The sequence below is a fragment of the Devosia sp. MC1541 genome (genome assembly GCF_012847305.1).
GTDB lineage: Bacteria > Pseudomonadota > Alphaproteobacteria > Rhizobiales > Devosiaceae > Devosia.
In genome coordinates, this window is sequence record NZ_JABBDZ010000020.1 from 1 (window position 1) to 26322 (window position 26322).

The 26322-nt window shown below is 57.2% G+C and carries 22 protein-coding genes and 3 tRNA genes; 11 read left to right on the plus strand and 14 right to left on the minus strand.

Going from position 1 to position 26322, the window contains the following annotated elements; all coding sequences use genetic code 11:
• Positions 1–274: 274 nt before the first annotated feature.
• Entirely contained in the window at positions 275–1183 is a 909-nt protein-coding gene (locus tag HKD40_RS15965; protein WP_248306104.1) for an aldose 1-epimerase family protein, read from the minus strand.
• 108 nt (positions 1184–1291) lie between these two features.
• Between HKD40_RS15965 and hrpB the strand changes: the two genes are divergently transcribed.
• A complete protein-coding gene (hrpB, locus tag HKD40_RS15970) occupies positions 1292–3739 on the plus strand; it encodes an ATP-dependent helicase HrpB (protein WP_169196781.1) in 2448 nt (815 codons plus the stop codon).
• Between the two features lie 142 nt (positions 3740–3881).
• The gene (locus tag HKD40_RS18090; protein WP_282567908.1) at positions 3882–4016 is read left to right on the plus strand and encodes a hypothetical protein; all 135 of its coding nucleotides are present in this window, start codon (positions 3882–3884) and stop codon (positions 4014–4016) included.
• A gap of 60 nt (positions 4017–4076) precedes the next feature.
• Here the strand turns inward: HKD40_RS18090 and HKD40_RS15975 are convergent, their stop codons facing one another.
• Positions 4077–4913, minus strand: a complete 837-nt coding sequence (locus HKD40_RS15975; protein ID WP_169196782.1) for a MipA/OmpV family protein — start codon at positions 4911–4913, stop codon at positions 4077–4079.
• Between the two features lie 228 nt (positions 4914–5141).
• Positions 5142–5549 carry a peptide-methionine (R)-S-oxide reductase MsrB gene (gene msrB / locus HKD40_RS15980; RefSeq protein WP_169196783.1) on the minus strand — a complete coding sequence of 136 codons (408 nt, stop codon included), beginning with the start codon at positions 5547–5549 and terminating at the stop codon, positions 5142–5144.
• A 107-nt stretch (positions 5550–5656) separates the two neighbouring features.
• Here msrB and HKD40_RS15985 point away from each other — a divergent pair, with 107 nt between their 5' ends.
• A complete protein-coding gene (locus tag HKD40_RS15985; RefSeq protein ID WP_169196784.1) occupies positions 5657–6271 on the plus strand; it encodes a pyridoxamine 5'-phosphate oxidase family protein in 615 nt (204 codons plus the stop codon).
• Between the two features lie 2 nt (positions 6272–6273).
• Here HKD40_RS15985 and HKD40_RS15990 read toward each other — a convergent pair whose 3' ends face one another.
• On the minus strand, positions 6274–8220 hold the full coding sequence (locus HKD40_RS15990; protein WP_169196785.1) for a PAS domain-containing sensor histidine kinase: 1947 nt from the start codon (positions 8218–8220) through the stop codon (positions 6274–6276).
• A gap of 454 nt (positions 8221–8674) precedes the next feature.
• Here HKD40_RS15990 and HKD40_RS15995 point away from each other — a divergent pair, with 454 nt between their 5' ends.
• A complete protein-coding gene (locus HKD40_RS15995; RefSeq protein ID WP_169196786.1) occupies positions 8675–8938 on the plus strand; it encodes a hypothetical protein in 264 nt (87 codons plus the stop codon).
• Between the two features lie 28 nt (positions 8939–8966).
• Here HKD40_RS15995 and HKD40_RS16000 read toward each other — a convergent pair.
• The 4 genes from HKD40_RS16000 to HKD40_RS16015 form a co-directional block, all read right to left on the minus strand.
• A tRNA-Val gene (locus tag HKD40_RS16000) sits at positions 8967–9041 on the minus strand.
• Positions 9042–9119: 78 nt separating this feature from the next.
• Positions 9120–9194 (minus strand) — tRNA-Val (locus tag HKD40_RS16005).
• A 26-nt stretch (positions 9195–9220) separates the two neighbouring features.
• Positions 9221–9295: transfer RNA gene (locus tag HKD40_RS16010), tRNA-Val, on the minus strand.
• Between the two features lie 166 nt (positions 9296–9461).
• Entirely contained in the window at positions 9462–9821 is a 360-nt protein-coding gene (locus HKD40_RS16015; protein ID WP_169196787.1) for a cell cycle two-component system response regulator CpdR, read from the minus strand.
• 210 nt (positions 9822–10031) lie between these two features.
• On the opposite strand from HKD40_RS16015, the gene HKD40_RS16020 reads away from it, so the two are divergent.
• From HKD40_RS16020 to HKD40_RS16040, 5 genes are all read left to right on the plus strand, one after another.
• Complete coding sequence (locus tag HKD40_RS16020) at positions 10032–10925, plus strand: N-formylglutamate amidohydrolase (protein ID WP_169196788.1); 894 nt, start codon at positions 10032–10034, stop codon at positions 10923–10925.
• Positions 10926–11060: 135 nt separating this feature from the next.
• Positions 11061–11867 carry a histidinol-phosphatase gene (gene hisN / locus HKD40_RS16025; protein ID WP_169196789.1) on the plus strand — a complete coding sequence of 269 codons (807 nt, stop codon included), beginning with the start codon at positions 11061–11063 and terminating at the stop codon, positions 11865–11867.
• A gap of 34 nt (positions 11868–11901) precedes the next feature.
• Entirely contained in the window at positions 11902–13215 is a 1314-nt protein-coding gene (locus HKD40_RS16030) for a pilus assembly protein TadG-related protein (RefSeq protein ID WP_169196790.1), read from the plus strand.
• Positions 13212–13652, plus strand: a complete 441-nt coding sequence (locus tag HKD40_RS16035; protein ID WP_169196791.1) for a TadE/TadG family type IV pilus assembly protein — start codon at positions 13212–13214, stop codon at positions 13650–13652. Before HKD40_RS16030 ends, HKD40_RS16035 begins: the two co-directional genes overlap by 4 nt.
• The gene (locus HKD40_RS16040; protein ID WP_169196792.1) at positions 13652–14059 is read left to right on the plus strand and encodes a TadE family protein; all 408 of its coding nucleotides are present in this window, start codon (positions 13652–13654) and stop codon (positions 14057–14059) included. The genes HKD40_RS16035 and HKD40_RS16040 overlap by 1 nt, the downstream gene beginning before the upstream one ends.
• Here the strand turns inward: HKD40_RS16040 and HKD40_RS16045 are convergent.
• From HKD40_RS16045 to HKD40_RS16070, 6 genes are all read right to left on the minus strand, one after another.
• Entirely contained in the window at positions 14056–15030 is a 975-nt protein-coding gene (locus HKD40_RS16045) for an alpha/beta hydrolase (protein ID WP_169196793.1), read from the minus strand. The two genes, HKD40_RS16040 and HKD40_RS16045, sit on opposite strands and share 4 nt — an antisense overlap.
• 223 nt (positions 15031–15253) lie before the next feature.
• Positions 15254–15799, minus strand: a complete 546-nt coding sequence (hpt, locus tag HKD40_RS16050) for a hypoxanthine phosphoribosyltransferase (RefSeq protein WP_169196794.1) — start codon at positions 15797–15799, stop codon at positions 15254–15256.
• A gap of 184 nt (positions 15800–15983) precedes the next feature.
• Positions 15984–17411: a glutamate synthase subunit beta gene (locus HKD40_RS16055; protein ID WP_169196795.1), complete on the minus strand. Its 1428-nt coding sequence runs from the start codon at positions 17409–17411 to the stop codon at positions 15984–15986.
• A gap of 14 nt (positions 17412–17425) precedes the next feature.
• Complete coding sequence (gltB, locus tag HKD40_RS16060; protein WP_248306111.1) at positions 17426–22129, minus strand: glutamate synthase large subunit; 4704 nt, start codon at positions 22127–22129, stop codon at positions 17426–17428.
• A 596-nt stretch (positions 22130–22725) separates the two neighbouring features.
• A complete protein-coding gene (locus tag HKD40_RS16065; RefSeq protein WP_169196797.1) occupies positions 22726–23187 on the minus strand; it encodes an Hsp20 family protein in 462 nt (153 codons plus the stop codon).
• Between the two features lie 259 nt (positions 23188–23446).
• Positions 23447–24997 carry an altronate dehydratase family protein gene (locus HKD40_RS16070; protein WP_248306106.1) on the minus strand — a complete coding sequence of 517 codons (1551 nt, stop codon included), beginning with the start codon at positions 24995–24997 and terminating at the stop codon, positions 23447–23449.
• 137 nt (positions 24998–25134) lie between these two features.
• Here HKD40_RS16070 and HKD40_RS16075 point away from each other — a divergent pair, with 137 nt between their 5' ends.
• Both HKD40_RS16075 and HKD40_RS16080 read left to right on the plus strand, forming a co-directional pair.
• The gene (locus HKD40_RS16075) at positions 25135–25866 is read left to right on the plus strand and encodes a GntR family transcriptional regulator (protein ID WP_169196798.1); all 732 of its coding nucleotides are present in this window, start codon (positions 25135–25137) and stop codon (positions 25864–25866) included.
• A 23-nt stretch (positions 25867–25889) separates the two neighbouring features.
• Positions 25890–26321 carry an RbsD/FucU domain-containing protein gene (locus HKD40_RS16080; protein WP_169196799.1) on the plus strand — a complete coding sequence of 144 codons (432 nt, stop codon included), beginning with the start codon at positions 25890–25892 and terminating at the stop codon, positions 26319–26321.
• Position 26322 lies beyond the last annotated feature (1 nt).

Consider the following 26322-nt stretch of genomic DNA (forward strand, 5'->3'; position numbering starts at 1 on the left):
GAATGCCGGTGCCGTTGAGATACATCTGAACGGCCTGCGCTTTTGTCTGAGCGCTGAATTTAGGGGCGCGATCAGTAAAGTACCGACCACACTCCTTACAGCTAAATCGCTGGTAACCCGCCTTGAGACCGCGCTTGACCGTGGCAGTGCTAGAACAATCTGGACAATTCATCTCAAACCCTCCGGCAAATCACCCCCAAGCAGACAAACTAGAATCCCAAATGCGCAAGTTGTAAACAGTCCCGCGAGCGGGGGAGGCCGGGTGGGGGCTCGCTTACCCCCTTACCTCAGCTTCAAACGCAAAACTCGCGCTGTCGCCCGCTTCGAGCCAATAGGTATACGGCCGATCCGCCAACTCGTCGCTCATCCCCTGCGCTGCCGCCGTCCCGTGCCAGGGCTCGAGGCAGATGAACCCAGCGCCGGGCTTGGTCCACAGCGCAAAATTCGGCAGATTGCTCCACGAGAACCGCAAGCTCGGACCTTCGTCAGGACCATAAACTAGAGCCTCTCCCGCCCCTTCCATGAACACCATCGCGTCGTCAACAAACTGGCTATGATCGAGCGTCAATTCCCCGTCCACGAATGGAGACGGCAAAACCTCTTCGTTGAACACGCCGCCCGACAAGCGCTTCATCCCCGGCGCGTTCTGGTTCTCCAGACGGATCTTGTGCGCGCCACTTGCGCCCGGCAGCGGCCAGGCAAATGCGGGGTGGAAACCGACACCAAACGGCATGGGCTGATCACCAAGGTTGGCCACCGTGGCCGTCACAATCACCGAGCGCCCCACAAGGCGATGCTCAATATCAAGCTGGAAATCGAACGGATACATTTGCAGCGTCGCATCTGACGCGCTCAGGCGATAGATGCACCGGCTTGCCTCTTCCAGCACCAGCTCGAACGCGCACCGCCGCGCGAAGCCGTGCTGTCCCATCTGAAAGCGCTCGCCATTTATCTGCAGACTATCGTTGATCGCCTTGCCGACAATGGGAAACAGAATGGGCGAACGACCCGTCCAGAAATTGGCATCGCCCTGCCACATCCAGTTCCGCCCATCCCGCGTTTGCAGCGACTGCATCTCTGCCCCAAGCGCAGCCACATCGACGGTGAGCTCATCATTGGTGATACGGGTGAGCTGCATAGCGATCTCCGGCAGTTTTGTGTCGGACCGGAACTTATCTCTCATGGTTCCGCCCCTGTAGACGCTTCGACCCAAATTCGTTCGATCCGACATAATAATCGGTAAAAATCCGGAGTACTTGCTCCAAAGCCACGGCACGGTTATCCCGTGGGCATGAATTGGCCCCATCTGCCCATCGACGCCATACTTCCGGCCCTCACTGAGGCCCTTAAATGCCAGCAAGGTGCCATAGTTGTGGCCCAACCCGGCGCGGGTAAAACCACGCGCGTACCACTGGCCCTCCTCGATGCCGATTGGCGCAAAGATGGCAAGATCATCCTCCTTGAACCCCGCCGCCTCGCCGCTCGCGCCGCCGCCCGGCAAATGGCCAAGCTCTTGGGCGAAGACGTTGGCCAAACAGTGGGTTATCGCGTCCGCATGGAATCCAAGGTCTCTGCCAAGACCCGGATTGAAGTGGTCACCGAGGGTGTTTTCACCCGCATGATCTTGGACGATCCAGAACTGTCCGGTGTCGCTGCCGTGCTGTTCGACGAGTTCCACGAACGCAGCCTTGATGCCGACCTAGGCCTTGCCCTCGCCCTCGATGTCCGCGCCCTTCGCGATGATCTCAAAATCATCGTCATGTCCGCGACCATCGACAGCGCCCGCATTTCAGCTCTACTTGACAATGCGCAAGTCCTTGATAGTCCGGGCAGAACCTTCCCGGTTGAAACATTTTATGCGGTGCCCGATCCGCTGCAACGGCTTGAACATCAAGTCGCCTCTGCGGTTCTGAAAGCCATGCGCGAGCATGAGGGCTCAGCCTTGGTTTTCCTGCCCGGGCAAGGCGAGATCACCCGCACCGCCGAGCGTCTCGCGCAGCGCCTTCCGGCCAATGTCGATCTCGCGCCGCTCTATGGCCAGCTCACGCCTGCCGAACAAGATCGCGCCATCCAGCCCGCCCCGGAAGGCCGCCGCAAGATCGTTCTTGCCACCTCTATCGCCGAGACTTCCCTGACAATTGAAGGGATTAGGATTGTCGTCGACAGCGGCTTCCGCCGTGTTCCCGTCTACGAACCCTCGACCGGGCTGACGACACTTGCAACCAAACGCGTCTCTCGCGCTGGCGCTGACCAGCGCCGTGGCCGCGCTGGTCGTACCAGCCCCGGCGTTTGCATCCGCCTTTGGAACGAAGGCCAGACAGCAGCGCTCGAAGCCTTTGACACACCTGAGATTTTGGCGGCAGATCTGTCTAATCTGCTGCTTGATTTGGCCGCTTGGGGTGTTACCGATCCGAAGGCATTGGCCTTCCTCGACCCGCCACCTGCCCCGGCATGGGCGGAAGCCAAGGCTCTGCTCACCCGCCTTGACGCTATCGACCAAACAGGACAATTGACGAGCGCAGGCAAAGCCCTAGCCAAACTTACTCTCCACCCTCGGCTTGCGCATATGATTGTCGCCGGAGCAGAAGCGGGCGACGCCAAAACTGCAGCCGAACTCGCCGTTCTCATTGGTGAGCGTGGCCTTGGTGGCGACGATACCGATCTCGCCCGCCGTCTCGAGCGCTTCCGCTCCGAACGCGGCAAACGCGCTGATGACGCGCGAGCGCTCGCTCAACGCTGGGCCAAGCAGACTGGCAGTGCCCGATCCGGCGAGCCTCTAGCCGCTGGCTATCATCTCGCCAATGCCTTCCCTGACCGGGTCGCGCAGCCCGCTGGCGCGCGCGGACGCTTCCGCCTCGCCAATGGCCGCCAAGCCCAACTCGACGAAGCCCATGCCCTTGCAGGGGCGCCCTTTCTCGTCGTCGCGGACATCACCGGCAGTGCCACCCAAGGCCGCATTCGCTCAGCCGCCGCGCTCAGCGCAGATGAGCTCGACCAACTCTTTGGCGCGCATATAAAATCTGAAACCACTCTGACCTTTGACACGCAAACCGGCTCCGTCCGCGCCCGCCGCCAGCGCCGCCTCGACGCCCTAAAACTTGCCGATGACACCGCGCCAGTCACTGACCATGAAGCCGCCGCGCAGATTCTGGCCGAAGCGGCGCTAAAGCGCCCAGAAAACCTTCCCTGGTCCAGAGACCAAAAGGCCATCCGAGCCCGCGCAACCTATTTGCATCAAACACTTGGCGGCGATTGGCCTGATCTGTCTGACACCGCTTTAACGCAAGATCCTGCTTGGCTCGCCCCCCATCTTTTCGGCGAAACCAAACTAGCTGCAATCACTGCCGAACACATGGGCGCAGCCCTTGATGGCCTGCTCCCGTGGTCAGCGCGGCAAGACATTGACCGCCTTCTGCCCAGCCACTACTCAGCGCCTTCAGGCAGTAACTTACCGATTGACTATGCTGCGGAAAATGGCCCAGCCCTCGAAGTACGCGTGCAGGAACTCTTCGGACTTGACCGCCACCCCTCTGTCGCCAATGGCAAAATCCCGCTGCTGCTGCTCCTGCTCTCCCCGGCTCATCGCCCGATCCAAACGACGCGCGATCTGCCCGGCTTCTGGCGAGGCTCATGGAAAGACGTGGCAAAAGACTTAAAGGGCCGCTATCCGCGTCACCCTTGGCCCGAAGACCCCATTGCAGCCCCAGCAACCAGCCGCGCCAAGCCCCGCGGCACTTAGGGCAGATCTGCCCGCACAGAGGTTCATTCTTTCAGGGCAGACGCAAATCAGCTAGCTAAGATGGTCAACGCATTTGGGGGGCAATACATTGGCTTGGCGCGATAAACCAAAAACGCAACGTTTCAGCGACATCGGAGCGATAGTGGGCGTCGTAATTGCCGTGATCGCCACGCAATTCGTGTTCCATATCCCCGAGTTCTGGATGCGTGTTGCCCTCTATGTCGTCGGCTTGGGCTTCGGTCGCTGTATCGGCACGAAGATCGCCGAACGCAGCTAACACCCACTCGTATCAGCTCTAAAGCGTGAGCCCGGGGGCATGGCCTGCCCCCGGATAGACTTAGTAGTTGAACGAAAAGCGACGTGAAATACCCACGCCCGCAGTAAAGGCAGAGTCGCTGCCCGACTGCACGATTGGCGAGTTTTCGGCGCCGCCCACGATCCGTGAATAGGACCCTTCAAGATTAAGGAAGGTGTCGGCGACGAACTCATACTTCACAGCAGCTTTTACGCCGACCGACTTGATCCCACCTTGCGGATCGAACGCGGCCAAACGCCCGCCTGTCGCCGCAGATTCTGCAGCGCTGACGCCGTAATATCGGTCCATATAGTTTTCGCTGGCGAAGTTCACTACAGGCCCAGCAACAAGGGTCAGCTCGGGCGTCAGCCGCGCCGTCATATCGAGGCCGACTTCCCCGACAAAGCCTTGCGCGCCGCCAAAAGCATAACGCGCAGCCACATAAGGCTGGACGCTGACAACTTCGTTCAGGCCGATTTCATAGCCAATTCGACCACCGAGCGCGTAGGTCGTGTCGACATTGTTTAGGCCAGCCAATGGTGCGAAATCGGCGCTTTTGCGTTCGCGCACGACGCTAATGGACGGAGCGATCTTCAGCCCATCGGTCGCGCCAGCACCACCAATGTCAATCACGCCGGGAATATTGAGGCGCTCGAGATTGATGAGGGGAAGGATAGTACCGGTGTAGGTGGAAGCACCCTCATAAGCAGGCGTCGCACCCGCCCCGAGGCCGAGTTCAACGATAAGATCTGCTCTGGTTTCTGCTTGGGGGTAGCTCAGTTGAGCCTGATCGAGCTGGCCAAAATTCTGGGCAAGGGCGACACTCGGAAGCAGCGTGCTAACAGCAACTGCCCCGAGAATATATTTGGGATGACGCAATACAAACTCCGTAACATGACGAAACGCGAAACCGCCCGCGCCTTCGTTCAGAGCAGAGCGTCGAAGTCTGGCCAACGCCTTCCTTCAGCATGTGTTGCCTACACTGCTGTATGACACACCCTGCGCTCATCCCTTGTAGCGATCGAACCTTTCAACTCACTTACGCAAGCTTGTGTGCCTTAGATCTCTCGGCAGAGCAAAACTCTGCCGAGAACATGTTCAAAGGGCTTATTCCGCACTCGGCTCGAAGTTCAGCGCGATCCCATTGATGCAGTAGCGCAGGCCCGTTGGAGGCGGTCCATCAGGGAAAACATGCCCGAGATGGCTCCCGCAAGTCGCGCAATGCACCTCGGTACGAACCATGCCATGCGAGCGGTCAACTGTACTCGCCACAGCGCCCGGTAGAGGGTCATTAAAGCTTGGCCAGCCTGTGCCACTTTCAAATTTCAGCGTCGCGCCAAACAGCGGCGTGTCACAGCCTGCACAGGAAAAAACGCCCTGACGCTTCTCATGCAACAAGGCGCAAGAGCCCGGACGCTCGGTACCGTGCTGGCGCATAATATAATATTGCTCGGGTGTCAGGCGCTCCTGCCATTCCTGATCAGTACGCGTCACCTTGTAAGTATGGCCATCCATGGCTTTACTCCTTCAATCACCCTTGTTCGCCTCAAGGATATAGTTAGTCTAAGCGCCTATTCCCACCACCTTGTTCCATCAAGTCTGGCCGAGAACGCGGAGGCGCTATGACTGTGATTTCCTCAATCGCTGAACTCGAGGCGCTCTATCAACCAGCGCCAGCCCCCGCCTCCCTGGTGAAGGTCAGCCCCACAGTCACACAGGAATACGCCCGCCTCATCGAAGCCAGCCCCTTTGTGGCACTCGCGACGTCTGGCCCCGAAGGCCTCGACTGCTCGCCCCGTGGCGACAAACCGGGTTTCATTCGGATTCATGACAGCAGCACGCTGATGATGCCGGATCGCCGGGGCAATAACCGTATCGACAGCCTGCGAAATATCGTGCGGGATCCCCGCTGTGCGCTTCTTTTTCTCATTCCGGGCTCCGGCACCACATTGCGGGTCAATGGCCGGGCGCATCTTTCGGCAGACCCCGCCTTACTCGAAAGCTTCGCCATCGAGGAAAAAGCACCGCGGACCGTCGTCGTGTTGCAGATTGAGGAAATTTACTTCCAGTGCGCCCGCGCCATCATGCGCTCGGAGCTATGGAACCCGGATCATCACGTCGATCCCAAAGATCTTCCCTCTGCGGGACAAATGTTAGCCGCGATCACAGCCAATGCCGTCGGCGGCGAGAGCTATGATAAATCTTGGCCTCAACGGGCCAAAGAGACGCTCTGGTGAAATCAGGCTGCGGGAGCCTCTGTTAGGGTCGCGATCAGCTTCTGCAGCTCGCCTTGTGTAAATGGCTTGGCCAAGCGCGGCAGGTTCATCCGTCGGGCCTGCTCAATATCGGCATAGCCACTGGCTAAAGCGACGGGAAGCTCTGGGTACTGCTTGATAATTTCTTCAGCCAGCGCCACCCCAGTCATGCGCGGCATGGCGTGATCCGTGATAACGAGATCAATGTCTTGGTTCGCTTCGAGCAGGGCCAAAGCCTCCGCACCTGAATGCGCCTCAACGACCTTATGACCAAGTTCCTCGAGCATGAGCGAGGTGTTGAGCAAAACCAGCGCATCATCATCAACCGCTAGGACTTTGAGCTGGGTCTTAGCAATGCGCGGTGTCAGGGCATCAGGCTTGATCACTTCAGCCACCGGCTCAGTCTCGGCGGCGAGTGCCTCAAGCCAAAGCTCGACCCTAGTCCCTTCCCCCTTAACGCTGTAGATCGACATCATGCCGCCGGACTGCTCAGCGATCCCCTGAACCATCGGCAGTCCCAAACCGGTCCCTTTTCCGACCCCTTTAGTGGTAAAGAACGGTTCACGAGCATGCGCTAGCGTCTCTTCGTCCATGCCTTCGCCAGTGTCCTCAACCGACAGGCAAACATACTTGCCGGGTTTGAGTTTCACATGGCCAGGAGCGATGTCGTGCTCCGCTGCGGAAAACCGAAGCGTGCCACCGTTCGGCATGGCATCGCGCGCATTGACGGCCAAGTTCAGCAGCGCGGCATCCAAATGATTGGGATCTGTGCTGACCTTGGGCAGGCTAATCGGAAAGCGCGTTTCCACCATCACCGAGTGCCCAAGCGTACGGCTCAAGAGTTCACCCATTCCCCGCACCACTTCAGCAAGGTCAACAGGACGATTCTCCAAGTCCTGCTTGCGGGCAAAAGCCAACATGCGTTTGGTCAATTGGGCGCCACGTTGGGCGGCTTGATAGGCGTTGTCGATGAGGCGACTATTGCGGTCATCAGCGGGCAATCGCCTTTTCAGCACTTCAAGGCTGCCCATCACCACCATCAAGAGATTGTTGAAGTCGTGCGCGACACCACCCGTCAGTTGACCTATTGCCTCAAGCTTTTGGGTCTGGAACAATTCTTCGCGGGCTTGCTCCAAACTCTCCTGCTGGTTGATCCGATCGGTAATATCACGAACGATTTTGGCGAAACCAACGAGCATTCCATTACTGTCGCGTATTGCGTCAATTGCAATGCTGGCCCAAAAAACCGTCCCATCCTTGCGAACGCGTTGCGCTTCATCGTGGAAATGGCCTTTGGTGGCGGCAATCTCAAGCGCCCTCTGAGGCAGTCCCGCCGCTTGAGCCTCGCTCGGGAAAAACGCAGAAAAATGCGTGCCGATTATCTCTTCGGCGGTATAGCCGTTGATCCGCTCCGCACCCTTGTTCCAGCTTTCAACACGACCCTCCAAGCTCAACATGGAAATCGCATAGTCTGAAACATTCATAACCAGAGTGCGAAATCCGTCTTCGGTCCCGAGCGGATGAACGTCAGCGCTATCGAACTCATCTATCGCACGGATCGTTACGCCATACGCGGCATCGCGCTCATTTTGGCCCACAAGTGCTTCCGCCGTAACGTGCACGGCAACCGGAGACGAGGTTCCACGAACTAAAAATTCCGTGCTCTCAAATCGACCGGCTTCGCCTATCGCCTGCTGAATGCACGTCATTAGGCCTAGCGAGTGAGAACTGCCTTTAAACAAGCTATCGAGATGCTGACCAATGGCGTCGGTCGCCGACAAACCGCTGAGTAACGTAGCGCCACGATTCCACGAGGTTATCCGCCCCTCGTCATCAAGAGCGAAAATCGCATACTCGCTTATCGTGTCGACCAGAAACTTGAAGCGTTCGGTCTCACCCGGGCTTAGCAGCCGAGATGGATCATTGTGCATAGGCGAACGCTCTCCATCAATTCAGCAGATGAACTCATGCTCAGCGACTTGGTTCCGCGTTTGCATCGCTACTTTTGCGCCAGAGACAAGCAACGGTCGGACCGAGATCGACACACGCACTTTAGCCAACGCTTATTAATTAAAAATATGGACTGACAGTTGTATAGAGCGTTTCTATCCTTGCTGAAAGCAAGTGACAAGCACTCCAATTTCATCAAATCAATAAATCACCAAACCAGCAAGCAATTCCGAAGTGTACATCCCATCCCGAGCCTCCTAAAGTTAACTTTCTGCAACAACACCCAACAAAAACAACACCAACTCCGCCCCCCCCCCTCAGGGAAAATGCTAAAGGCGAACGATCATCGCCTTCGCGTTTAAGATGAACTTATCGGAGTTATCCCCGGACCGCTGGCTCGGCATAGGCTCTCTACAGCGCAAAAAGAGAGTTGAAATGACAGATCGATATTCCGGCCACGCCAAGAGCTTGAGCTCCCCTGCGGACCACGGCTTCCCCATAAGCCCTTCTGACTCGCTAGACCTAACCGAGCCGACCCGAGCCATTTATGTTGGGACCGGCGGCAATCTTGCTGTGACACTGCTGTCCGGCGCCGAGTTAACATTGGCCAACATCCCCACAGGCAGCATAATGCCAATCCGCATTCGGCGCATCAAAGCGACAAATACCACGGCCACCAATTTGGTGGGCTTGGTTTAGGCGACTTCATTTTTTGATGAAAAAGAGATGGTGGGCGTAACAAGGATCGAACTTGTGACCCCTACGATGTCAACGTAGTGCTCTCCCGCTGAGCTATACGCCCATCTCTCGGGTGAACTGTCTTACAACCTCGTCTATCCGGTTTCCCGCATGAACTGAGCTGAAAGCCTGTTCTGTATCATGGTGGGTGCGACAGGGATTGAACCTGTGACCCCTGCCGTGTGAAGGCAGTGCTCTCCCGCTGAGCTACGCACCCCCTGCGCTGTGCAGAGGAGAAAGAGATGGTGGGCGTAACAAGGATCGAACTTGTGACCCCTACGATGTCAACGTAGTGCTCTCCCGCTGAGCTATACGCCCATCTCTCTCGGGTCAGAAGCGTTGCCGCTTCCGATGTTGGCGATAGACCATATTTCGGTTCCGCGGGTCAAGAGGCCGTTTGCCCCCTGTGGATTACTTTCGCAAATTCTTTTGCAGTTTCCGCAGATTACCGCGAAACGCCTAGCATTTTGCGCGCACGCCCCGCTTATGCGGCGAGTAGGCGTTCCACTTCACTCACCAAATCGCGCAAGTGGAATGGCTTTGACAAAACAGAGGCATCCTTGGGCGCGTCGCTGTCTGGGTTCAATGCGACAGCGGCAAAGCCAGTGATGAACATGACCTTGAGATCTGGATCGAGTTCGGTGGCACGACGTGCCAACTCGATCCCGTCCATTTCGGGCATCACAATATCACTGAGCAGCAGCGAGAAAGGTTCCTCGCGCAGACGCTCATAGGCTGACAGCCCATTGTCGAATGAGACAACGTCATAGCCTGCGTTCTTGAGCGCGCGCGTCAGGAACTGGCGCATATCATTGTCGTCTTCAGCAAGCAGAATTCGCTTCATCAGCATCCCTGATGTCGTCTTTAAGAGTGAGTCGGAGTTCTGGCGATATTTATGCCAGTTCTGCAGTTTCGCAACCACTCTCGACCATAGGCAGTTCTTTCGAGGAACGCCACAAGGCAATTGCGCGACAAACTGGACAAGTCGGCCGCGAAGGGCGAAACTGGTATGAGCAAAATCACGGCGGCGCTCTGAGCGCAATGGGGGAAACGCGTGCGATCCGATTATTGGGATCAACCTGCATTCGAAACCATCCGCCCGCGGCGGCCGGTATCGCCCCTTGTTTTCAATTCACCTCATTCTGGCAAAGTCTATCCAGAACGATTTCTGGCAATGGCACGGCTCGATCATCTGTCGATCCGCCAATCGGAAGACGCTTATGTGGACGAACTCTTCGCCCGAGCACCACATCTTGGCGCCCCCTTACTGAGAGCGCATTTTCCGCGCGCGTATCTGGACGTCAATCGTGAACCGTGGGAGCTGGATCCCACGATGTTCGTCGACTCCTTATCAGATCGCTTTAACACCACCTCGCCGCGCGTTGCCGCTGGCTTGGGCACCATTGCCCGCGTAGTCGCTGAGAATAAGCCTATCTACCGCGAACGCCTGACCATGGACGATGCTCGCATGCGTATTGAGGGGATTTATCACCCCTACCACGCTGCGCTTCAAAAGCTCTTGAGTGAGGCTATTGCCCATTCGGGAATTGCGATCCTCATTGATTGTCATTCTATGCCGCGTATTGGTCGCAACGGTGAACGCGCTACGCCGGACGTCGTATTGGGCGACCGCTACGGCACGACCTGCGCCGCCCCCCTCATCGATCTGGTCGAAACCGCATTCACCACGGCAGGGTTAAAGGTCGCCAGAAACCGCCCCTATGCGGGGGGATTTTGCACGCGGTCCTATGGCCGCCCCCAGCATGGTGTCCACGCGCTCCAGATCGAAATCAGCCGCCACCTCTATATGAACGAGGTCACCCTGGAAAAACACTCGGGCTTCGCCACCATGAAAACGGTGATCGACAGCCTGATCCAGACCCTGATCGGTCTTGACCTCGTCGCCTTAGCGACAAATCGGGTTGGACTGTCTAAGGCGGCAGAATAGAAAACCAATCATCCCCTCTGCTTAGAACCAACATGGCCCGAACTGCGCCGATCAGAAATGCTTTAGGGGTTTAACCCTGCTGCATTGCAAGCTATCTGCTTTGGTCAGAAAACCCGCTGGCATTGGTGAGCGATAATGGCCGACCTCCCCTCAGAAATTGACTTTGCCCGCATTCAGGCGACGCTACTTGCGGCCGCCGACGCAGCGGCGGCAAAAACACTTCCCCTTTTCCGCACACCGATCGCCGTTGACAACAAGCTGGCCAAGGGCTTTGATCCTGTGACGGAAGCGGACAAAGGTGCTGAAACCGCCATCCGCGCCGTGATCGAACAAGCATTCCCGGACCATGCGATCATCGGCGAAGAATGGGGCCGCACAGGGGATAGTCGTTATAGCTGGATCATCGACCCGGTTGACGGCACACGGGCGTTCATTTCCGGTGCACCCGTTTGGGGCACACTCATCGCCTTTGCTGTAGACGGTGTTGCGGTCGCAGGCCTGATGAGCCAACCGTTCATTGGCGAGAATTACCTAGCGGTGCCAGGGGCATCCACCTATCGGCGCGGGGAACTTGCCCAATCGAACAGAACTTCCGGCCTAAGCGAATTGGCGTCAGCGCGGGTATTCACAACCACACCCAAGCTGTTTGACACGGAAGACCTCCAGGCTAAATGGCAAGCAATAGAAGGCGCAACGCGTCTCCAGCGCTTTGGCATGGACTGCTATGGATATGCACTACTCGCCTCTGGCCATGCAGATCTCGTCGTTGAACCATACCTGAACACATACGACATTGCCGCCCTGGTGCCGATCATCCGAGAAGCTGGCGGCGCCATATCTTGTTGGGATGGATCAGAGCCCACAGGTGGCGGAAATGTAGTCGCAGCCGCGAGCGAAGAACTGCTCGAAAAAGCGCTAGAACTCATCACTAAAGCCAAATAATCGCCGAACGTTTTATTAACTGACAACATGTTAGATGCCTCCACGCGCTTTCGCTGGGGGCATCGAAACTTTGCGCAATCTCAAAAAATTTCTCACCGACAATTCGCGTGGGGTCGCCATAATATTTGGCATTCTCCTGCCATCGCTGCTTGGAGTTTCCGCACTCGCCATTGAAGTGGGCTCTTGGTACGCGGATAAGAACCGTCTGCAAATCGCGGCGGACGCAGCGGCCTATAGCGCGCTTGTCGCCTATCAGAAGGACAAGTCACTCACTGATGCCGTCACCATAGGCATCGCTGAGGCACGTGCATCTGGATATTCGGGACCAGACGATCAGATCGTGATTTTGATCCCGTCGCCAGACGGAACTTTGGGCGCTAATTCCTCACGCGCCATCCTCCAAGAACCCTCGCGCCTGTTCCTGTCGCAACTCTTTCTCAAACAGAGCTGGCTCGATATCTCTACCGTTTCGTATGCCACGGCGAACACTGCCGTGCCGAATGCGCCGTGCATGTTGGCGCTAAAGCAGAAGCAGTCTCGCTCGATCCTCATTGCGGCCTCTGTCCAAGTGAACATGAGCTGCACGGTCGCGACCAATTCCAACAGCGCGGACGCTATATGGGGTGAAGGGTCAACCCGACTGGTCGCCGAATGCGCAACCACGCCAGGGAATTACGCCACCAACGGCAGCGCAAAAATCACCTTTAGCAATTGCCCCAATGGCACTTATACGCGTGCCGAAACCAGCAACCATCTCGTTGGCACCCAGTTTTGGGGCACAAGCCAAATTCCAGACACCAACACCTTGGCCGATCAGAATGTTGCCCAAGGCCGGTATGGCGCAGGCATGCCCGGCGGCGCCAGCCTGCATCCGGGAAAATATGGCAAACAGGTTGAAATCGCCGGCATAGTGACGCTGGCTCCGGGCATCTATTATTTTACGGCCGGCTTCCGCGCCACGAATGGCGCCAAAATTATCGGCGAGGGCGTCACGATCTATGTCGATCAAACGCACGTCCTAGACATTGCCCAAGATGTTCAATGGCAGTTGAGTGCGCCAAAAACCGGCCCAACGGCGGGTATGGCTATCATGGGGAACCCCAATCTTGCCGGTAGAGATGTCCGTCTCATCGGCATTTTGGGCAATGTGCAAGGCGCAGTCTATTTCCCCAATGATAGACTGCTCACCGAGGCAGGACCCAACCTCGCCACGGCCCGCTGCACACAGATTGTAGCGTCAATGATCGATATTCGCGGTGCGGGTACCATCAACAATAATTGCTCAGGCGGCACTGGTGCGAGTGCAAATGCCGGCCATATCCGTCTCGCCAAAGGTCCTGCAGCATGATGGCCCTCTTGCGCATTCTTCGTCGGTTTTGGCGCACGGCAGCCGGACATGCGGCAATTGAGTTCGCCCTCATCGTCCCAATCGTTCTCCTTCTGCTTGTCGCGGTTTACGATCTCGGAACCGGGTTCACTGAAAAGATCAAAGTGCAGTCTGCGCTCAACTCTGGAATGCAGCACGTTATGCAGACCGAGGGCACAGACTTGGCCATGACCACCACGGTCATTAATCATCAGCTGAACGATAAAGCCGGGGCAGCCAGCGTTTCCGTCGAGAAAATCTGCCGCTGCAACAGTCAGGCTATCGCCTGCAGCCAGAGTTGCTACAAGGGCGTCGCGCACTACGTTCTGGCAAGCGCCAGCCTGCCTTATGCGAGCCCGCTCATGGGCGTCGACATGTCCGTATCCGCCAATTTTGAACTCTTTGTAGGGTACAAATAATGCGGCGGCGGAGAAATTCTAAAAGCGCACTGCTCGACGACGTCGGTGGTTCAGCCGTGGAATTTGCGCTGATCGCTCCCATCTTTATTCTGACGTTGGTCGGCCTAACAGAAGTGGGCTTCGCCATTCACGCGCACGCCACACTGACCCAGATCGCCGAAGGAGGCGCACGTCACCTTCTGTTCGCCCCAGAGGATAGAAGTGGCGCTACAACCCAGATCTTTGCGGACACCAAGGGCACCACGATCACTGCTGAGGACCTCACAGTCGCGCTGACTGAAAAGAGCGCGCCCTATCCTCACTTGGAGGTCACGCTGAGTTATATCTTCCGACCGGTTGGCCCATTTCCACTTCCGAATGGCATCCCTATGGTCGCCCGTGCTTCGGTTCCGCTTGGCGGCACCTAAACCGTCTGATTGGTTACAAACGCGTCGAACGCCGCAAACACCTGAGCACGAACGCGGTTGTTTTCCATGAACAACTCGTGCTGGGCACCCGGCACAACAGTGTGGTGTCCTGTGCGCAGTCGCAGGCCCAACTCCTCAATCGCGGGCGTTGAGACGATACGGTCTCCGCCAGCCGCCAGCATCAGGACAGGAATTTGTATCTCGCTAGGGAAGCGATCCCGCTTCGTGGTAATCATCGCCCCCATGGCCGCGGCAAGCCAACGAAATGTCGGCGACCCAATGTATAGGCTCTCGTCGGCGCGGAGCGTCTCAACCATGCGCTGATATCGCCCCGCGTCGGATGTGAGCGGGTTGTTGGGGAACATGGCTTCATCGGGTCGACGATCCCCACGACGCGCCATTGGCAGGCGCCCCAGTCCCAGAAAGCTCAGCGTCTCAGCGACCATCCGCACTTTTGGCAAGCTATCTTCCATGCCATGGAGCCCAACCATAGGCGCCGACAGGAACACACGATCAAAGATCATCCGATCCTGCGTTGCCGCATAAAGGCTGGCCATACCACCCATAGAGTGCCCAACGAGATAGAATGGACCCGGACAATCGGGCAGCAAAATATCGCGATGGAAACAGCGCAGATCGGTCCAGTAATCCTCAAAGCGATCGACATAACCTAGGCTCTTATTGCCGATCAGCCGATCTGAGCCGCCCTGCCCGCGCCAATCAAATGTCGCCACGGCAAATCCACGCTTTTGAAAATCAGCGACTGTCTCAAAATATTTCTCAATATATTCGGTGCGCCCTTGCACAAGGCAGACCGTTCCACGCGCGACATCGCCTTTCCGTGGCCACAGCGCATAGCGCAGGCGCACCCTATCCGAGGTCCGAAAATACCCCACCCGCGCCCCTTCCGGTGCTGGATTATTGGGAATTGAGAGGAGTTTTGCTCCATTCGGATCAACGAGTACTGTCACGACGTCCTCATGCTTACGGCTGTGAACCTTACTGCCTTGAGGGTAAAAGAAAAGCCAGCAACCTGATGGCCACTGGCTTTTCCTTTTGATTGCGGCCCAAGCGGGGTGCGGGGGACTTTGAACCGCCCCCCATAACTACGCACCCAGGTCTGAACCCGATCCGAGAAAGGCATTCATTCTGCGTTCACTGCGCAGAACAAAGGGCGCCGCAGCGCCCTAAATTCTATTCGTCGTCGGTGAAACGCACCTTACCGATATAGCCAAGGTTACGGTTGCGCTGGCCGTAGTCGATGCCATAACCAACCACGAACTCGTCTGGAATATCAAAGCCAATCCACTTGGCGTTCACTTCCGCTTCACGACGCGACGGCTTGTTGAGTAGCGCGCAAATTTCGATCCGGCGCGGGTGACGCGTGTTGAGGATTTCGAGCACATGGGTCAGCGTGTGACCGGTGTCGATAATATCTTCCACCACCAGCACGTCGCGACCACCGATTTCGCCACGCAGATCCTTCAAGATGCGCACTTCACGGCTCGATTCCATGCCGTCGCCATAGGATGAGGCTTCGATGAAATCGACTTCCACTGGCAGATTAATTTCACGCACGAGATCCGCGATGAAAATAAACGAGCCGCGCAGCAGCCCAACAACCACCAGCTTGTCGGTATCCGAGTAGTGAGCCGAAATTTCCTTCGCCAGCGCCTCAACGCGTGCAGCGATGGCTTTGGCGGAGATCAATTCATCAATGACGTAAGGTGTGTGGCTCATGTGAGTCCTCGGCAGCGCAGAGAGTGCGGTCTTAGAGCGGGGCGGGTTTGGGGTCAACAGAAGGCTTACTTACTCCCTAGATTGCACGCCTTCCCCTCTGCTCCCCTATGAACGCGGGAGGAACCGGTTAAAACAAAAAAGCCCCACCGAAGCGGGGCTTTCTATTCACTTCAACCCTAGCCGCTTAGCGCGGCAGTGCAGTCTTGCCCATCAAATCAAGGTCAATCGCACGAGCAGCCTGACGACCTTCACGGATCGCCCAGACCACGAGGGACTGGCCGCGGCGCATATCGCCTGCTGCGTAAACCTTATCGACCGAGGTCTTGTAGGTGAACGTATCAGCGAAGAGATTGCCACGCTTGTCGAGGTCGGCACCCAGTTCGGTCAGCATGCCTTCGGCAACTGGACCAGCAAAGCCGATGGCGAAGAGCACGAGGTCGGCCTTGATGATGAATTCCGAACCCGGAATTGGCTTACGCGAACGATCAACACGCGCGCATTCAACGCCCGTGACATGCCCCTTGGCATTGCTGATGATCTTCATCGTGCCTGCAGAAAACTCGCGGATCGCGCCTTCTGCCTGCGAAGACGAGGTGCGCATCTTAACCGCCCAATTTGGCCAGTTGGTCAGCTTGTCTTCCATTTCTGGTGGCATGGGACGCACGTCGAGCTGGGTCACAGCAATCGCGCCCTGACGGAACGAAGTACCAACGCAGTCAGAGGCAGTGTCACCACCACCGACAACCACGACATGCTTGCCCGCAGCCGACAGCTGGAACTGTTCGGAGACGTCTTCGCCACCGACGCGGCGGTTCTGCTGGACGAGGAACGGCATGGCGAAATGAACGCCGTCAAAGTCCTTGCCTTCAACATCCACATCGCGCGGACGTTCTGCACCCCCGGTCAACAGCACCGCGTCGTAACCAGCCTGAAGCTCAGAGAGCGGACGCGTGACACCGATATTTTCGCCATAGTGGAAAGTGACGCCTTCGGCTTCCATCTGCGAAACGCGGAAGTCGATGTGTTCCTTTTCCATCTTAAAGTCTGGAATGCCGTAGCGCAGCAGACCGCCAGCCTTGGGCTCACGCTCATAGAGGTGAACGTCATGGCCTGCACGCGCCAGCTGCTGGGCCGCAGCCATGCCTGCAGGACCACCGCCAACGATGGCGACCTTCTTGCCGGTCTTGGTTTCCGCGATGACCGGCTTGACCCAACCGCCACGGATCGCCTTGTCAGCAATCGCTTGCTCAACAGTTTTGATCGCGACCGGACTATCTTCCAAATTCAGCGTACACGCTTCCTCGCACGGAGCGGGGCAAATGCGGCCAGTGAACTCGGGGAAGTTATTGGTCGAGTGGAGGTTGCGCGCAGCCTCTTCCCAGTCGTTGTTGTAAACGAGGTCGTTCCAATCCGGGATCTGATTGTGAACCGGGCACCCCGTATCGCCGTGGCAGAAGGGAATGCCGCAGTCCATGCAACGCGCCGCCTGATCGGTGACGCGCGCTTCAGACAGTGGAATGGTGAACTCACCAAAGTGACGAATACGGTCCGAAGCCGGCTGATAGCGGGATTCTTCACGTTCGATTTCGAGAAAGCCAGTAACCTTACCCATTGCTCGCTCTCCCCTTACTCAGCAGCCACATTGACGCCAAAGGCGCGCTTCTTTTCCATCTCAAGGATGGCGCGACGGTATTCGACCGGCATGACCTTAACGAACTTCGGACGCATCTCGGTCCAGTTCTCAAGGATATACTTGGCGCGGGTCGAGCCGGTGTAGTGCAGGTGGTTGGAGATCAGCTGGTGCAGACGTTCATCGTCGTGCTTGGTCATGTCGCCAGAGATGTCGACACGGCCATGCCATTCGAGATCCCCACCGTGGTGGTGGAGTTTCTGCATCAGATCTTCTTCTTCCTGCACCGGTTCGAGATCGACCATGGCCAGGTTACAGCGATCGCGGAAGGTACCTTCCTCATCGAGAACATAAGCCACGCCGCCGGACATCCCTGCAGCAAAGTTTCGACCGGTCTTGCCCATGACGACGACCAGACCACCGGTCATGTATTCGCAACCGTGGTCGCCCGTCCCTTCGACAACTGCAATAGCGCCGGAGTTACGAACGGCGAAACGCTCGCCAGCAACGCCGCGGAAGTAGCATTCACCTGAGGTCGCACCATAAAGAACGGTGTTACCAACGATGATCGACTTTTCCGGAACAATGCCGATCTTGTCGGATGGACGCACCACAATGCGACCACCAGCAAGGCCCTTGCCGACATAGTCATTGGCATCGCCGATCATATCGATGGAAATGCCCTTCGAGAGGAAGGCACCAAATGCCTGACCAGCCGTGCCCCGCAGGGTGATCGAAATGGTGTCTTCCGGCAGACCGTCATTGCCGTACTTCTTGGCGAGAGCGCCCGAGAGCATTGCCCCAGCCGAACGGTCACGGCTGCGGATCGGCAGATCGATCTGCACCGGAGTGCCGTTTTCGAGTGCCGGAGCGGCCAGCTCAACCAGCTGACGGTCAAGCACAGCTTCAAGGTGGTGGTTCTGAACTTCCGAGTGGAAGATCGTGTCTTCACCCAGAGGCTCTGGCTTGTAGATCAGCTTAGCAAGATCAACACCTGCGGTCTTCCAGTGGGTATCTACGCCCTTCTGTGCCAGCAGGTCCGAGCGGCCAATCAGCTCATTGAGCGTGCGTGCGCCCAGCGAAGCCATGATGCCACGCAGCTCTTCTGCCACAAAGAAGAAGTAGTTGATGACGTGTTCTGGCGTGCCCTTGAAGCGCTTGCGCAGCACCGGATCCTGGGTAGCAACGCCAACCGGGCAGGTGTTGAGGTGACACTTACGCATCATGATGCAGCCAGCCGCGATCAATGGCGCAGTCGAGAAGCCGAATTCATCAGCCCCCAGCAGCGCGCCGATCAGCACGTCGCGGCCGGTCTTGAGACCACCGTCAACCTGCAGGCGAACACGCGAGCGCAGGCGGTTGAGCACCAGCGTTTGATGGGTTTCTGCCAGACCGATTTCCCACGGACCACCAGCGTGCTTGAGCGATGTCAGCGGCGAAGCGCCGGTGCCACCGTCAAAGCCGGAGATGGTGATGTGGTCCGCACGTGCCTTGGCAACGCCAGCGGCAACCGTACCAACACCGCCTTCTGACACGAGCTTGACCGAAATGTCGGCCTGTTCATTGACGTTCTTGAGATCGTAAATGAGCTGCGCGAGATCTTCGATCGAGTAGATGTCGTGGTGCGGCGGCGGGGAGATAAGGCCCACGCCTGGGGTCGAGTGACGGGTCTTGGCCACAATCCAGTCGACCTTATGGCCCGGCAGCTGACCGCCTTCACCTGGCTTTGCGCCCTGTGCAACCTTGATCTGGATCTGGTCCGAGTTGACCAGATATTCAGCCGTCACACCAAAGCGACCCGAAGCAACCTGCTTAATGGCCGAACGCAGTGGGTTCTGCGAACCATCTGCCAGTGGCTTATAGCGATCAGGCTCTTCGCCACCTTCACCGGTGTTGGACTTGCCGCCGATCTTGTTCATGGCCTGAGCAAGCGTCGTATGCGCTTCACGGCTGATCGAGCCGAAGCTCATCGCGCCGGTGACGAAACGCTTGACGATGTCTGCTGCTGGCTCAACGTCGTCCAATGCGACAGCCTCGCCAATTGGCTTCACGTCCAAGAGGTGACGAATGGCGAGATAGCCGTTTTCAGCTTCATTCACGCGCTTAGCAAAGCTGTTGTAGCGGTCCTGAGCATTCTCAGGCGCTTCATCAGCCGTACGCACAGCATGCTGCAGGTCAGCGACAACGTCAGGGGACCAAGCGTGCTTTTCGCCGCGGATACGGTAGGCATATTCGCCACCGACTTCGAGCGACTTGCGCAGCACGGTATCATCGCCAAAAGCGAGGTCGTGGCGACGAACGGTTTCTTCCGAAACTTCACCAAGGCCCACGCCCTCGATCGAGGTCGAGGTGCCAAAGAAGTACTTGTTGACGAAATCGGAGTTGAGACCAACCGCATCAAAGATCTGCGCGCCGCAATAGGACTGGTAGGTCGAAATGCCCATCTTGGACATGACTTTGAGCAGGCCCTTACCGACGGACTTGATGTAGCGGTAGACCACTTCATCCGCCGACACTTCCTCAGGGAAGTTGCTTTCAGCATGCAGCGACTGCAGCGCTTCGAAAGCGAGGTATGGGTTGATCGCTTCTGCGCCATAGCCCGCGAGCATAGCGAAGTGGTGGATTTCGCGGGCTTCACCCGTTTCAACCACGAGGCCGGTGGAGGTACGCAGACCCTTGCGGATCAGGTGGTGGTGAACAGCCGCGAGCGCCAGCAGGGTCGGGATATCCAGACGATCTGCGGCAACCAAACGATCGCTCAGGATGATGATGTTGTATTCACCACGCACGGCATCTTCTGCGGCCTGGCAGAGGCGTTCAATCGCCGCTTCCATGCCTTCAGCACCTTCCGACTTAGGATAGGTAATGTCGAGCGTCTTGGTCTTGAACTGGTTGCTGTCGATCTCGCCAATGCCACGGATCTTTTCGAGATCTTCATTGGTCAGGATTGGCTGGCGCACTTCAAGGCGCTTCACCTTGGAAAGACCTTCTAGGTCAAACAGGTTCGGACGCGGACCAATGAACGAGACGAGGCTCATCACCGATTCTTCGCGGATCGGATCGATTGGCGGGTTGGTGACCTGCGCAAAGTTCTGCTTGAAGTAGGTGTACAGCAGCTTGGACTGGTTCGACAGCGCCGACAGCGGTGTGTCCGTCCCCATCGAGCCAACGGCTTCCTGCCCAGTGGTCGCCATTGGCGCCATCAGCAGTTTTACGTCTTCCTGCGTATAGCCAAACGCTTGCAAGCGATCGAGCAGCGCTTCGGTCGACTCCGGAGCTTTTGGTGCAACGGCGGGAAGATCTTCCAGAACGATCTGGGTGCGCGCGAGCCAATCAGCATATGGATTGGAGGTAGCGAGCGTCGACTTGATCTCGTCATCCGAGATAATGCGACCCTGCTCCAGATCGATGAGCAACATACGACCCGGCTGCAAGCGCCAGCGTTCAACAATGTCTTCATCCGGAATATCGAGCACGCCCGATTCCGATGCCAGAATGACGTGATCTTCCTTGGTCACAAGGTAGCGTGCCGGGCGCAGACCGTTACGATCGAGCGTTGCCACAACATAGCGGCCGTCCGAGATCGACATCGCTGCCGGACCGTCCCATGGCTCCATCAAGGAGGCGTGGTACTGGTAAAAAGCGCGACGCTTTTCATCCATCAGCGGGTTACCAGCCCATGCTTCTGGCACGAGCATCATCGCTGCGTGCGGCAGCGGATAGCCACCCCGCACGAGGAATTCGAGCGCGTTGTCAAAGCATGCCGTATCGGACTGACCTTCGTAGGAGATCGGCCAAAGCTTGCCGATATCCTCGGCATAATACTTGGAGTGCACCGAAGCCTGACGGGCAGCCATCCAGTTGACGTTGCCACGGATGGTGTTGATTTCACCATTGTGGGTGGTCATGCGATAGGGGTGCGCCAGCTTCCATGACGGGAAGGTGTTGGTCGAGAAACGCTGGTGCACAAGGGCAATCGCGCTTTCGAAATCTTCGTCGTGAAGATCGGTATAGAATGCGCCCAGCTGGTCCGCGAGGAACATGCCCTTATAGACGAGCGTACGGGCCGACATCGACACGACATAAAAACCGTTGTCCGACTGGCTCTCGGGGATCTCGCCATAAACGGTGTTGGAAATGACTTTGCGCACGATGAGGAGCTTGCGCTCGAACTCATCGAGGGTCAGGCCGTCCGGACGCGCCACAACCATCTGTTCGATGATCGGCTGCGTGGCGACAACGCCTTCGGAAAGCTTGGAGTTATCCCAAGGCACAGTGCGCTCGCCGAGAACGGTGAGGCCTTCTTGGGCGATGCAGCGACGAACCACTTCGGCGCAACGGACTTTGAGCTCTTCCCCATTCGGGTAGAAGATCATTGCGACTGCGTAGTGGTGCTTTTCGGGAAGCGCGAAGGGCAGCACCTTCTTGAAGAAGGCGTGCGGTGTCTGCACGAGAATGCCAGCGCCATCGCCCATCAAAGGGTCTGCGCCAACGGCGCCGCGATGTTCCAGATTCTCGAGGATTTCGAGACCCTTCTGGACCACTTCGTGGCTAGGCTTATTCTTAATGTTCGCGATCATGCCGATGCCACAGGCATCGCGCTCGCGTTTGGGGTCATACAGGCCTTGTGCCGCCGGGCGTCCCTGAACCGCGCCGGCGGCGGACTGGCGTGTTGGCGTCTGGTTCGATCCTGGGCTCATGACCATCAAACTTATCCCTTAACTGAATTGCCCCTTCACAGGGGGACGAATGCACAGGCGGCAAGCCGCAAGTTAATAACAGACACGGCGAAGTTGCGGGTCGTACAGCGTACGGCTCGAACGGCGTATCCGTCGATAATATAGGGTAGCGGCGCTGCATCCAAATGGCCGCTCAACTTCGGGCTTCCTCTCGCCCCGCCTATCCGTTTCCGCTCACGATAAGCGGGCCAGCCGAACCAGCGTGTGCGCTTGACCGCGGAGAGCGGGACGCACGGAGATAGGACAGAGATACTGCCCTAACACTTGCACATTTGCATAATTCCAAACTGGCAGCAAGCAGTTTCGACGCAGCACGAGAAGAAAAAATAGGAGTTCCGTGGAATTGCCTATAGGAAATGATAGGAGAATGCCCGTCTAAGGATGACATCTGTCGCAAAACCGCCAGAATTTCAGGCATGGAGTGCGAAACTCCTATTTGATGCAAACACTCTGACTGCACAAGAAAAAGGCGCAGGGAACGAGCCTGCGCCTTTGCCTATCCGATGGACGTCGGAGGGAGATAGGGCCCGCAGGAGGAAGAGCGGGCCCAGAGGAGGTTAGTTAACCGACTTGTCTTCGATGGTGGCAGTCGGGGCTGCCGAGTTGATTGCGATGGTGCGCGGCTTCTTGCTTTCCGGCAGCTCGCGCTTCAACTCGAGATGCAGCAGGCCATTTTCGAGGCTCGCGCCTTGCACTTCAACATAGTCAGCGAGCTGGAAGCGCAGCTCGAAGGAGCGCTCAGCAATGCCGCGATGCAGGAACTCGCGCTTGGTGTCACCAGCTTCAACAGCCTTGGCACCCTTCACCACGAGGCTGTTTTCCTTGGTTTCGACTGCGATGTCGCCATTGGAGAAACCTGCAACTGCGATGGAGATGCGATAAGCATCATCACCGGTGCGCTCAATGTTGTAAGGAGGGTAGCTCTTCGTTTCCTGAGCCGAAAGTGTGTCCAAACGGTTGAACAGGCGATCAAAGCCAACAGTGGAACGGTAGAATGGGGAGAAATCGACGGTCTGCATTTTCACATTCTTTCATTAAGCAACGTGGATGTTTGCTCCGGCCCATAAAAGATGCACCCCCATCTGTGGCGAGCGCTGTATTTCCTGAACCGGCGTTCCCGGATACCGGCGAACGCTTCAGATGTAGGGTTCAAAAATGCCCCTTCAAGACCCCAATTTCATTTTTCGGTTTCTTGGAGATTTTCTGATTTGCACGTCAAAAAAAGCAAAGGGCAGCACCTAAGTGCCGCCCATTCTTTGTCCGGCCAAATGGCAGCGATTACATCACCGCGCCAACTTGCCAAGGCACGAATTCATTGTCGCCATAGCCCAGCGCTTCAGACTTGGTTTCTTCGCCTGAAGCCACGCGCAGCATCAGATCAAAAATCTCCTGCCCCTTGGCCTCGATCGACACGCCCTCAACAATGTCCCCACAGTTGATGTCCATGTCGTCCGTCATGCGCGCATACATGTCCGAATTTGTCGCGAGCTTAATCGACGGTACTGGTTTGCAGCCGTAGGCGGAGCCACGGCCGGTTGTGAACGCCAAAATATTGGCCCCACCCGCCACCTGCCCCGTTGCAGACACCGGATCAAAGCCGGGCGTGTCCATAAACACAAAGCCCTTTTCGGTGATCTTTTCGGCATATTCATAAACAGCGGTAAGCGGCGTCGTGCCGCCCTTGGCCGCGGCACCGAGCGACTTTTCCAAAATCGTCGTCAACCCACCAAGTTTATTGCCCGGCGATGGATTGTTGTTCATCTCCCCGCCATTGCGCGCGGTGTATTCCTCCCACCACTTTATGCGCGCTATGAGCTTTTCACCCACTTCCTGGTTCACTGCGCGGCGCGTAAGCAAGTGCTCCGCACCGTAAATCTCTGGCGTTTCCGAAAGGATGGCCGTGCCGCCTTGCTTCACCAGCAAGTCCGCCGCAACGCCCAGAGCCGGGTTCGCGGTAATGCCCGAATAGCCATCCGACCCACCGCATTGAAGCGCCAGCGACAGATGCGAAGCGTCGACAGTCTCGCGTCGCGCCCGCGCTGCTACCGGCAGCATTTCCTTTATTCGCTCGACACCCCAATCAATGATCTTCTTCGTCCCACCGATCTCTTGGATCGTCATGGTCTGGAAGGTGTCGGTTTCCTTGAGGTTATAGGCTTCCTTCATCTTGTCGATCTGGAAGCCTTCGCAACCGAGGCCGACCAGAAGCGCCGCCCCCAGATTGGGGTTGGACGTATACCCCCACTGGGTCCGGCGGAAGATTTGATACCCCTCCCCCGAGAGGTCCATGGCGCAGCCCGTGCCATGGACAAAGGGGATAACACCATCGATTTCGGGATAATCATCAAGCACGCCGGAGCGGTTAATCGCCTCCGCCATGAATTTCGCGACGGTTGCCGAACAATTCACCGACGTCAAAATACCGATGTAGTTGCGCGTCCCCACCGAGCCATTCGCCCGTTTAAAGCCTTGAAACGTGGCCCGATTTTCGGCGGGCACAAAATCTATCGGCAACGCGCCCTGCGCAAAAGCATAATCATGGCTCAGCGACCCATCGGGCCCGCCCATGCCGCAGTTGTGCTCATGCACCCAGTCGCCCGGCGCGATGTTCTCTTTGGCGAAACCAATGATTTGACCAAATTTGACGACCGCCTCACCGGCCAAAATCGGCTGCGTGGCAAATTTATGCCCGCGCGGCACCCGCCGAATAATCGCCACGCCCTGCGGCGTCTGCGTGCCCACATCCAAGTTTGCCAGTGCCACCGCAATATTATCGGCAGCGTTCAAAACTAGCGTTTTGCCTTCGGGGCGGATCATAGCTTCGGTCATCGTGGGCCTTCACACATTCTAACAATGACTGTGACGCCAGCTCACTTGTGCCATAGGCATTGGAACTCTAAGCACGGCAGCGCATTGTCAAACACTCGAACCCTAACTAACATGTTAGCATGAGGACGCAAACTGGTATGTATGATTTTCTTGGCGCTCCCGGGTCTCTAGCCCGCGGCACTGTCACCGTAGATGTGACGAACGCTCTGCGTCAGGGAATTGTCACGCTCGAACTCGAACCCGGCGTCATGCTCGACAAGAACGCCATTTGCGCCCAACTCGGTGTCTCGCGGTTCCCCGTTAGTGAGGCCATAGCCCGCCTTGCCGAAGAAGGTTTGGTGGATATCGCCCCTCAGCGCGGCTCCACCGTCTCCCTCATTCGCATTGCCGATGTGCGCGAATATATGCTGATCCGCAAAGGCATTGAGAGCGAAGCGTTGCGCGTTCTCATCGGCAAGCACGACGCGAGCGTTATCGCCGCGCTCCATGCCAACATGGCGGCCCAGCGCGATGCAGCGCAGCGCGACGACGAAGAAGCTTTCCATCAGATCGACGTTGAATTTCACGACATCATCTTCACCTCGATGCGCCTTAATAAGGTGAAGTCGGTGATCGATAAGACGCGCGCCAATCTTGACCGCGCGCGCCGCCTGATCATCACCCCGCGGCGCCTCAACGACACCATTGCCGAACATCAGGCCATTTTCGACGGCATTCTCGCCAATAACGAACGCCAGGCCATCACCGCCATTCGCGCTCACATTGATGCTGTGATGATCGAACTTTTCGCTTTCGCCACAGAGCATCCACTCATGTTCGCCGACGGCGCCGAATTTACCGCCAATAAGGACGATTTCCCCTTCGGCTAAACCTTTGTTTCAGGGAGGAAACATTGCTCAAGAATATTCCGGCCATTCTCAGCCCAGACCTGCTTTACGCCTTGCGCGCCATGGGCCACGGCGATGAGATCGCCATTGTCGACGCCAATTTCCCGGCAGAATATCTGGGTCCCGAAGTGATCCGCGCCGATGGCAGCTCCGCCACCGATGTCCTAAACGCCGTGCTGGCGCTGCTTCCGCTCGATGATTTTGTCGATCATGCCGCTATCGCCATGGCTGTCGTCGGCGATCCGAACGCCAAGCCCCCGATTTTTGGCGAATTCGAACAGATCATCGCCAAGCACGAACCCGCCGCAAAATTCTCGACCATTGAACGCTTCGCCTTCTATGACCGTGCGCGTGGCGCGTCCGCCGTGGTGCAGACCGGCGAGGGCCGGCTCTATGGCAACATCCTTCTCAAGAAAGGCGTGATCCGTCAGTCTTAAG

Bases quoted from the DNA above. Each gene is read 5' to 3' on its own strand.
- HKD40_RS15990 (WP_169196785.1), bottom strand. From the start codon at position 8,220: ATGCACAATGATCCATCTCGGCTGCTAAGCCCGGGTGAGACCGAACGC.
- HKD40_RS15965 (WP_248306104.1), bottom strand. From the start codon at position 1,183: ATGAGAGATAAGTTCCGGTCCGACACAAAACTGCCGGAGATCGCTATG.
- HKD40_RS16040 (WP_169196792.1), top strand. From the start codon at position 13,652: ATGCGGCGGCGGAGAAATTCTAAAAGCGCACTGCTCGACGACGTCGGT.
- HKD40_RS16075 (WP_169196798.1), top strand. From the start codon at position 25,135: ATGTATGATTTTCTTGGCGCTCCCGGGTCTCTAGCCCGCGGCACTGTC.
- HKD40_RS15995 (WP_169196786.1), top strand. From the start codon at position 8,675: ATGACAGATCGATATTCCGGCCACGCCAAGAGCTTGAGCTCCCCTGCG.
- hisN (WP_169196789.1), top strand. From the start codon at position 11,061: ATGGCCGACCTCCCCTCAGAAATTGACTTTGCCCGCATTCAGGCGACG.
- hpt (WP_169196794.1), bottom strand. From the start codon at position 15,799: ATGAGCCACACACCTTACGTCATTGATGAATTGATCTCCGCCAAAGCC.
- msrB (WP_169196783.1), bottom strand. From the start codon at position 5,549: ATGGATGGCCATACTTACAAGGTGACGCGTACTGATCAGGAATGGCAG.
- HKD40_RS16070 (WP_248306106.1), bottom strand. From the start codon at position 24,997: ATGACCGAAGCTATGATCCGCCCCGAAGGCAAAACGCTAGTTTTGAAC.
- gltB (WP_248306111.1), bottom strand. From the start codon at position 22,129: ATGAGCCCAGGATCGAACCAGACGCCAACACGCCAGTCCGCCGCCGGC.
- HKD40_RS16030 (WP_169196790.1), top strand. From the start codon at position 11,902: ATGCCTCCACGCGCTTTCGCTGGGGGCATCGAAACTTTGCGCAATCTC.
- hrpB (WP_169196781.1), top strand. From the start codon at position 1,292: ATGAATTGGCCCCATCTGCCCATCGACGCCATACTTCCGGCCCTCACT.
- HKD40_RS16055 (WP_169196795.1), bottom strand. From the start codon at position 17,411: ATGGGTAAGGTTACTGGCTTTCTCGAAATCGAACGTGAAGAATCCCGC.
- HKD40_RS16035 (WP_169196791.1), top strand. From the start codon at position 13,212: ATGATGGCCCTCTTGCGCATTCTTCGTCGGTTTTGGCGCACGGCAGCC.
- HKD40_RS16065 (WP_169196797.1), bottom strand. From the start codon at position 23,187: ATGCAGACCGTCGATTTCTCCCCATTCTACCGTTCCACTGTTGGCTTT.
- HKD40_RS16015 (WP_169196787.1), bottom strand. From the start codon at position 9,821: ATGAAGCGAATTCTGCTTGCTGAAGACGACAATGATATGCGCCAGTTC.
- HKD40_RS15985 (WP_169196784.1), top strand. From the start codon at position 5,657: ATGACTGTGATTTCCTCAATCGCTGAACTCGAGGCGCTCTATCAACCA.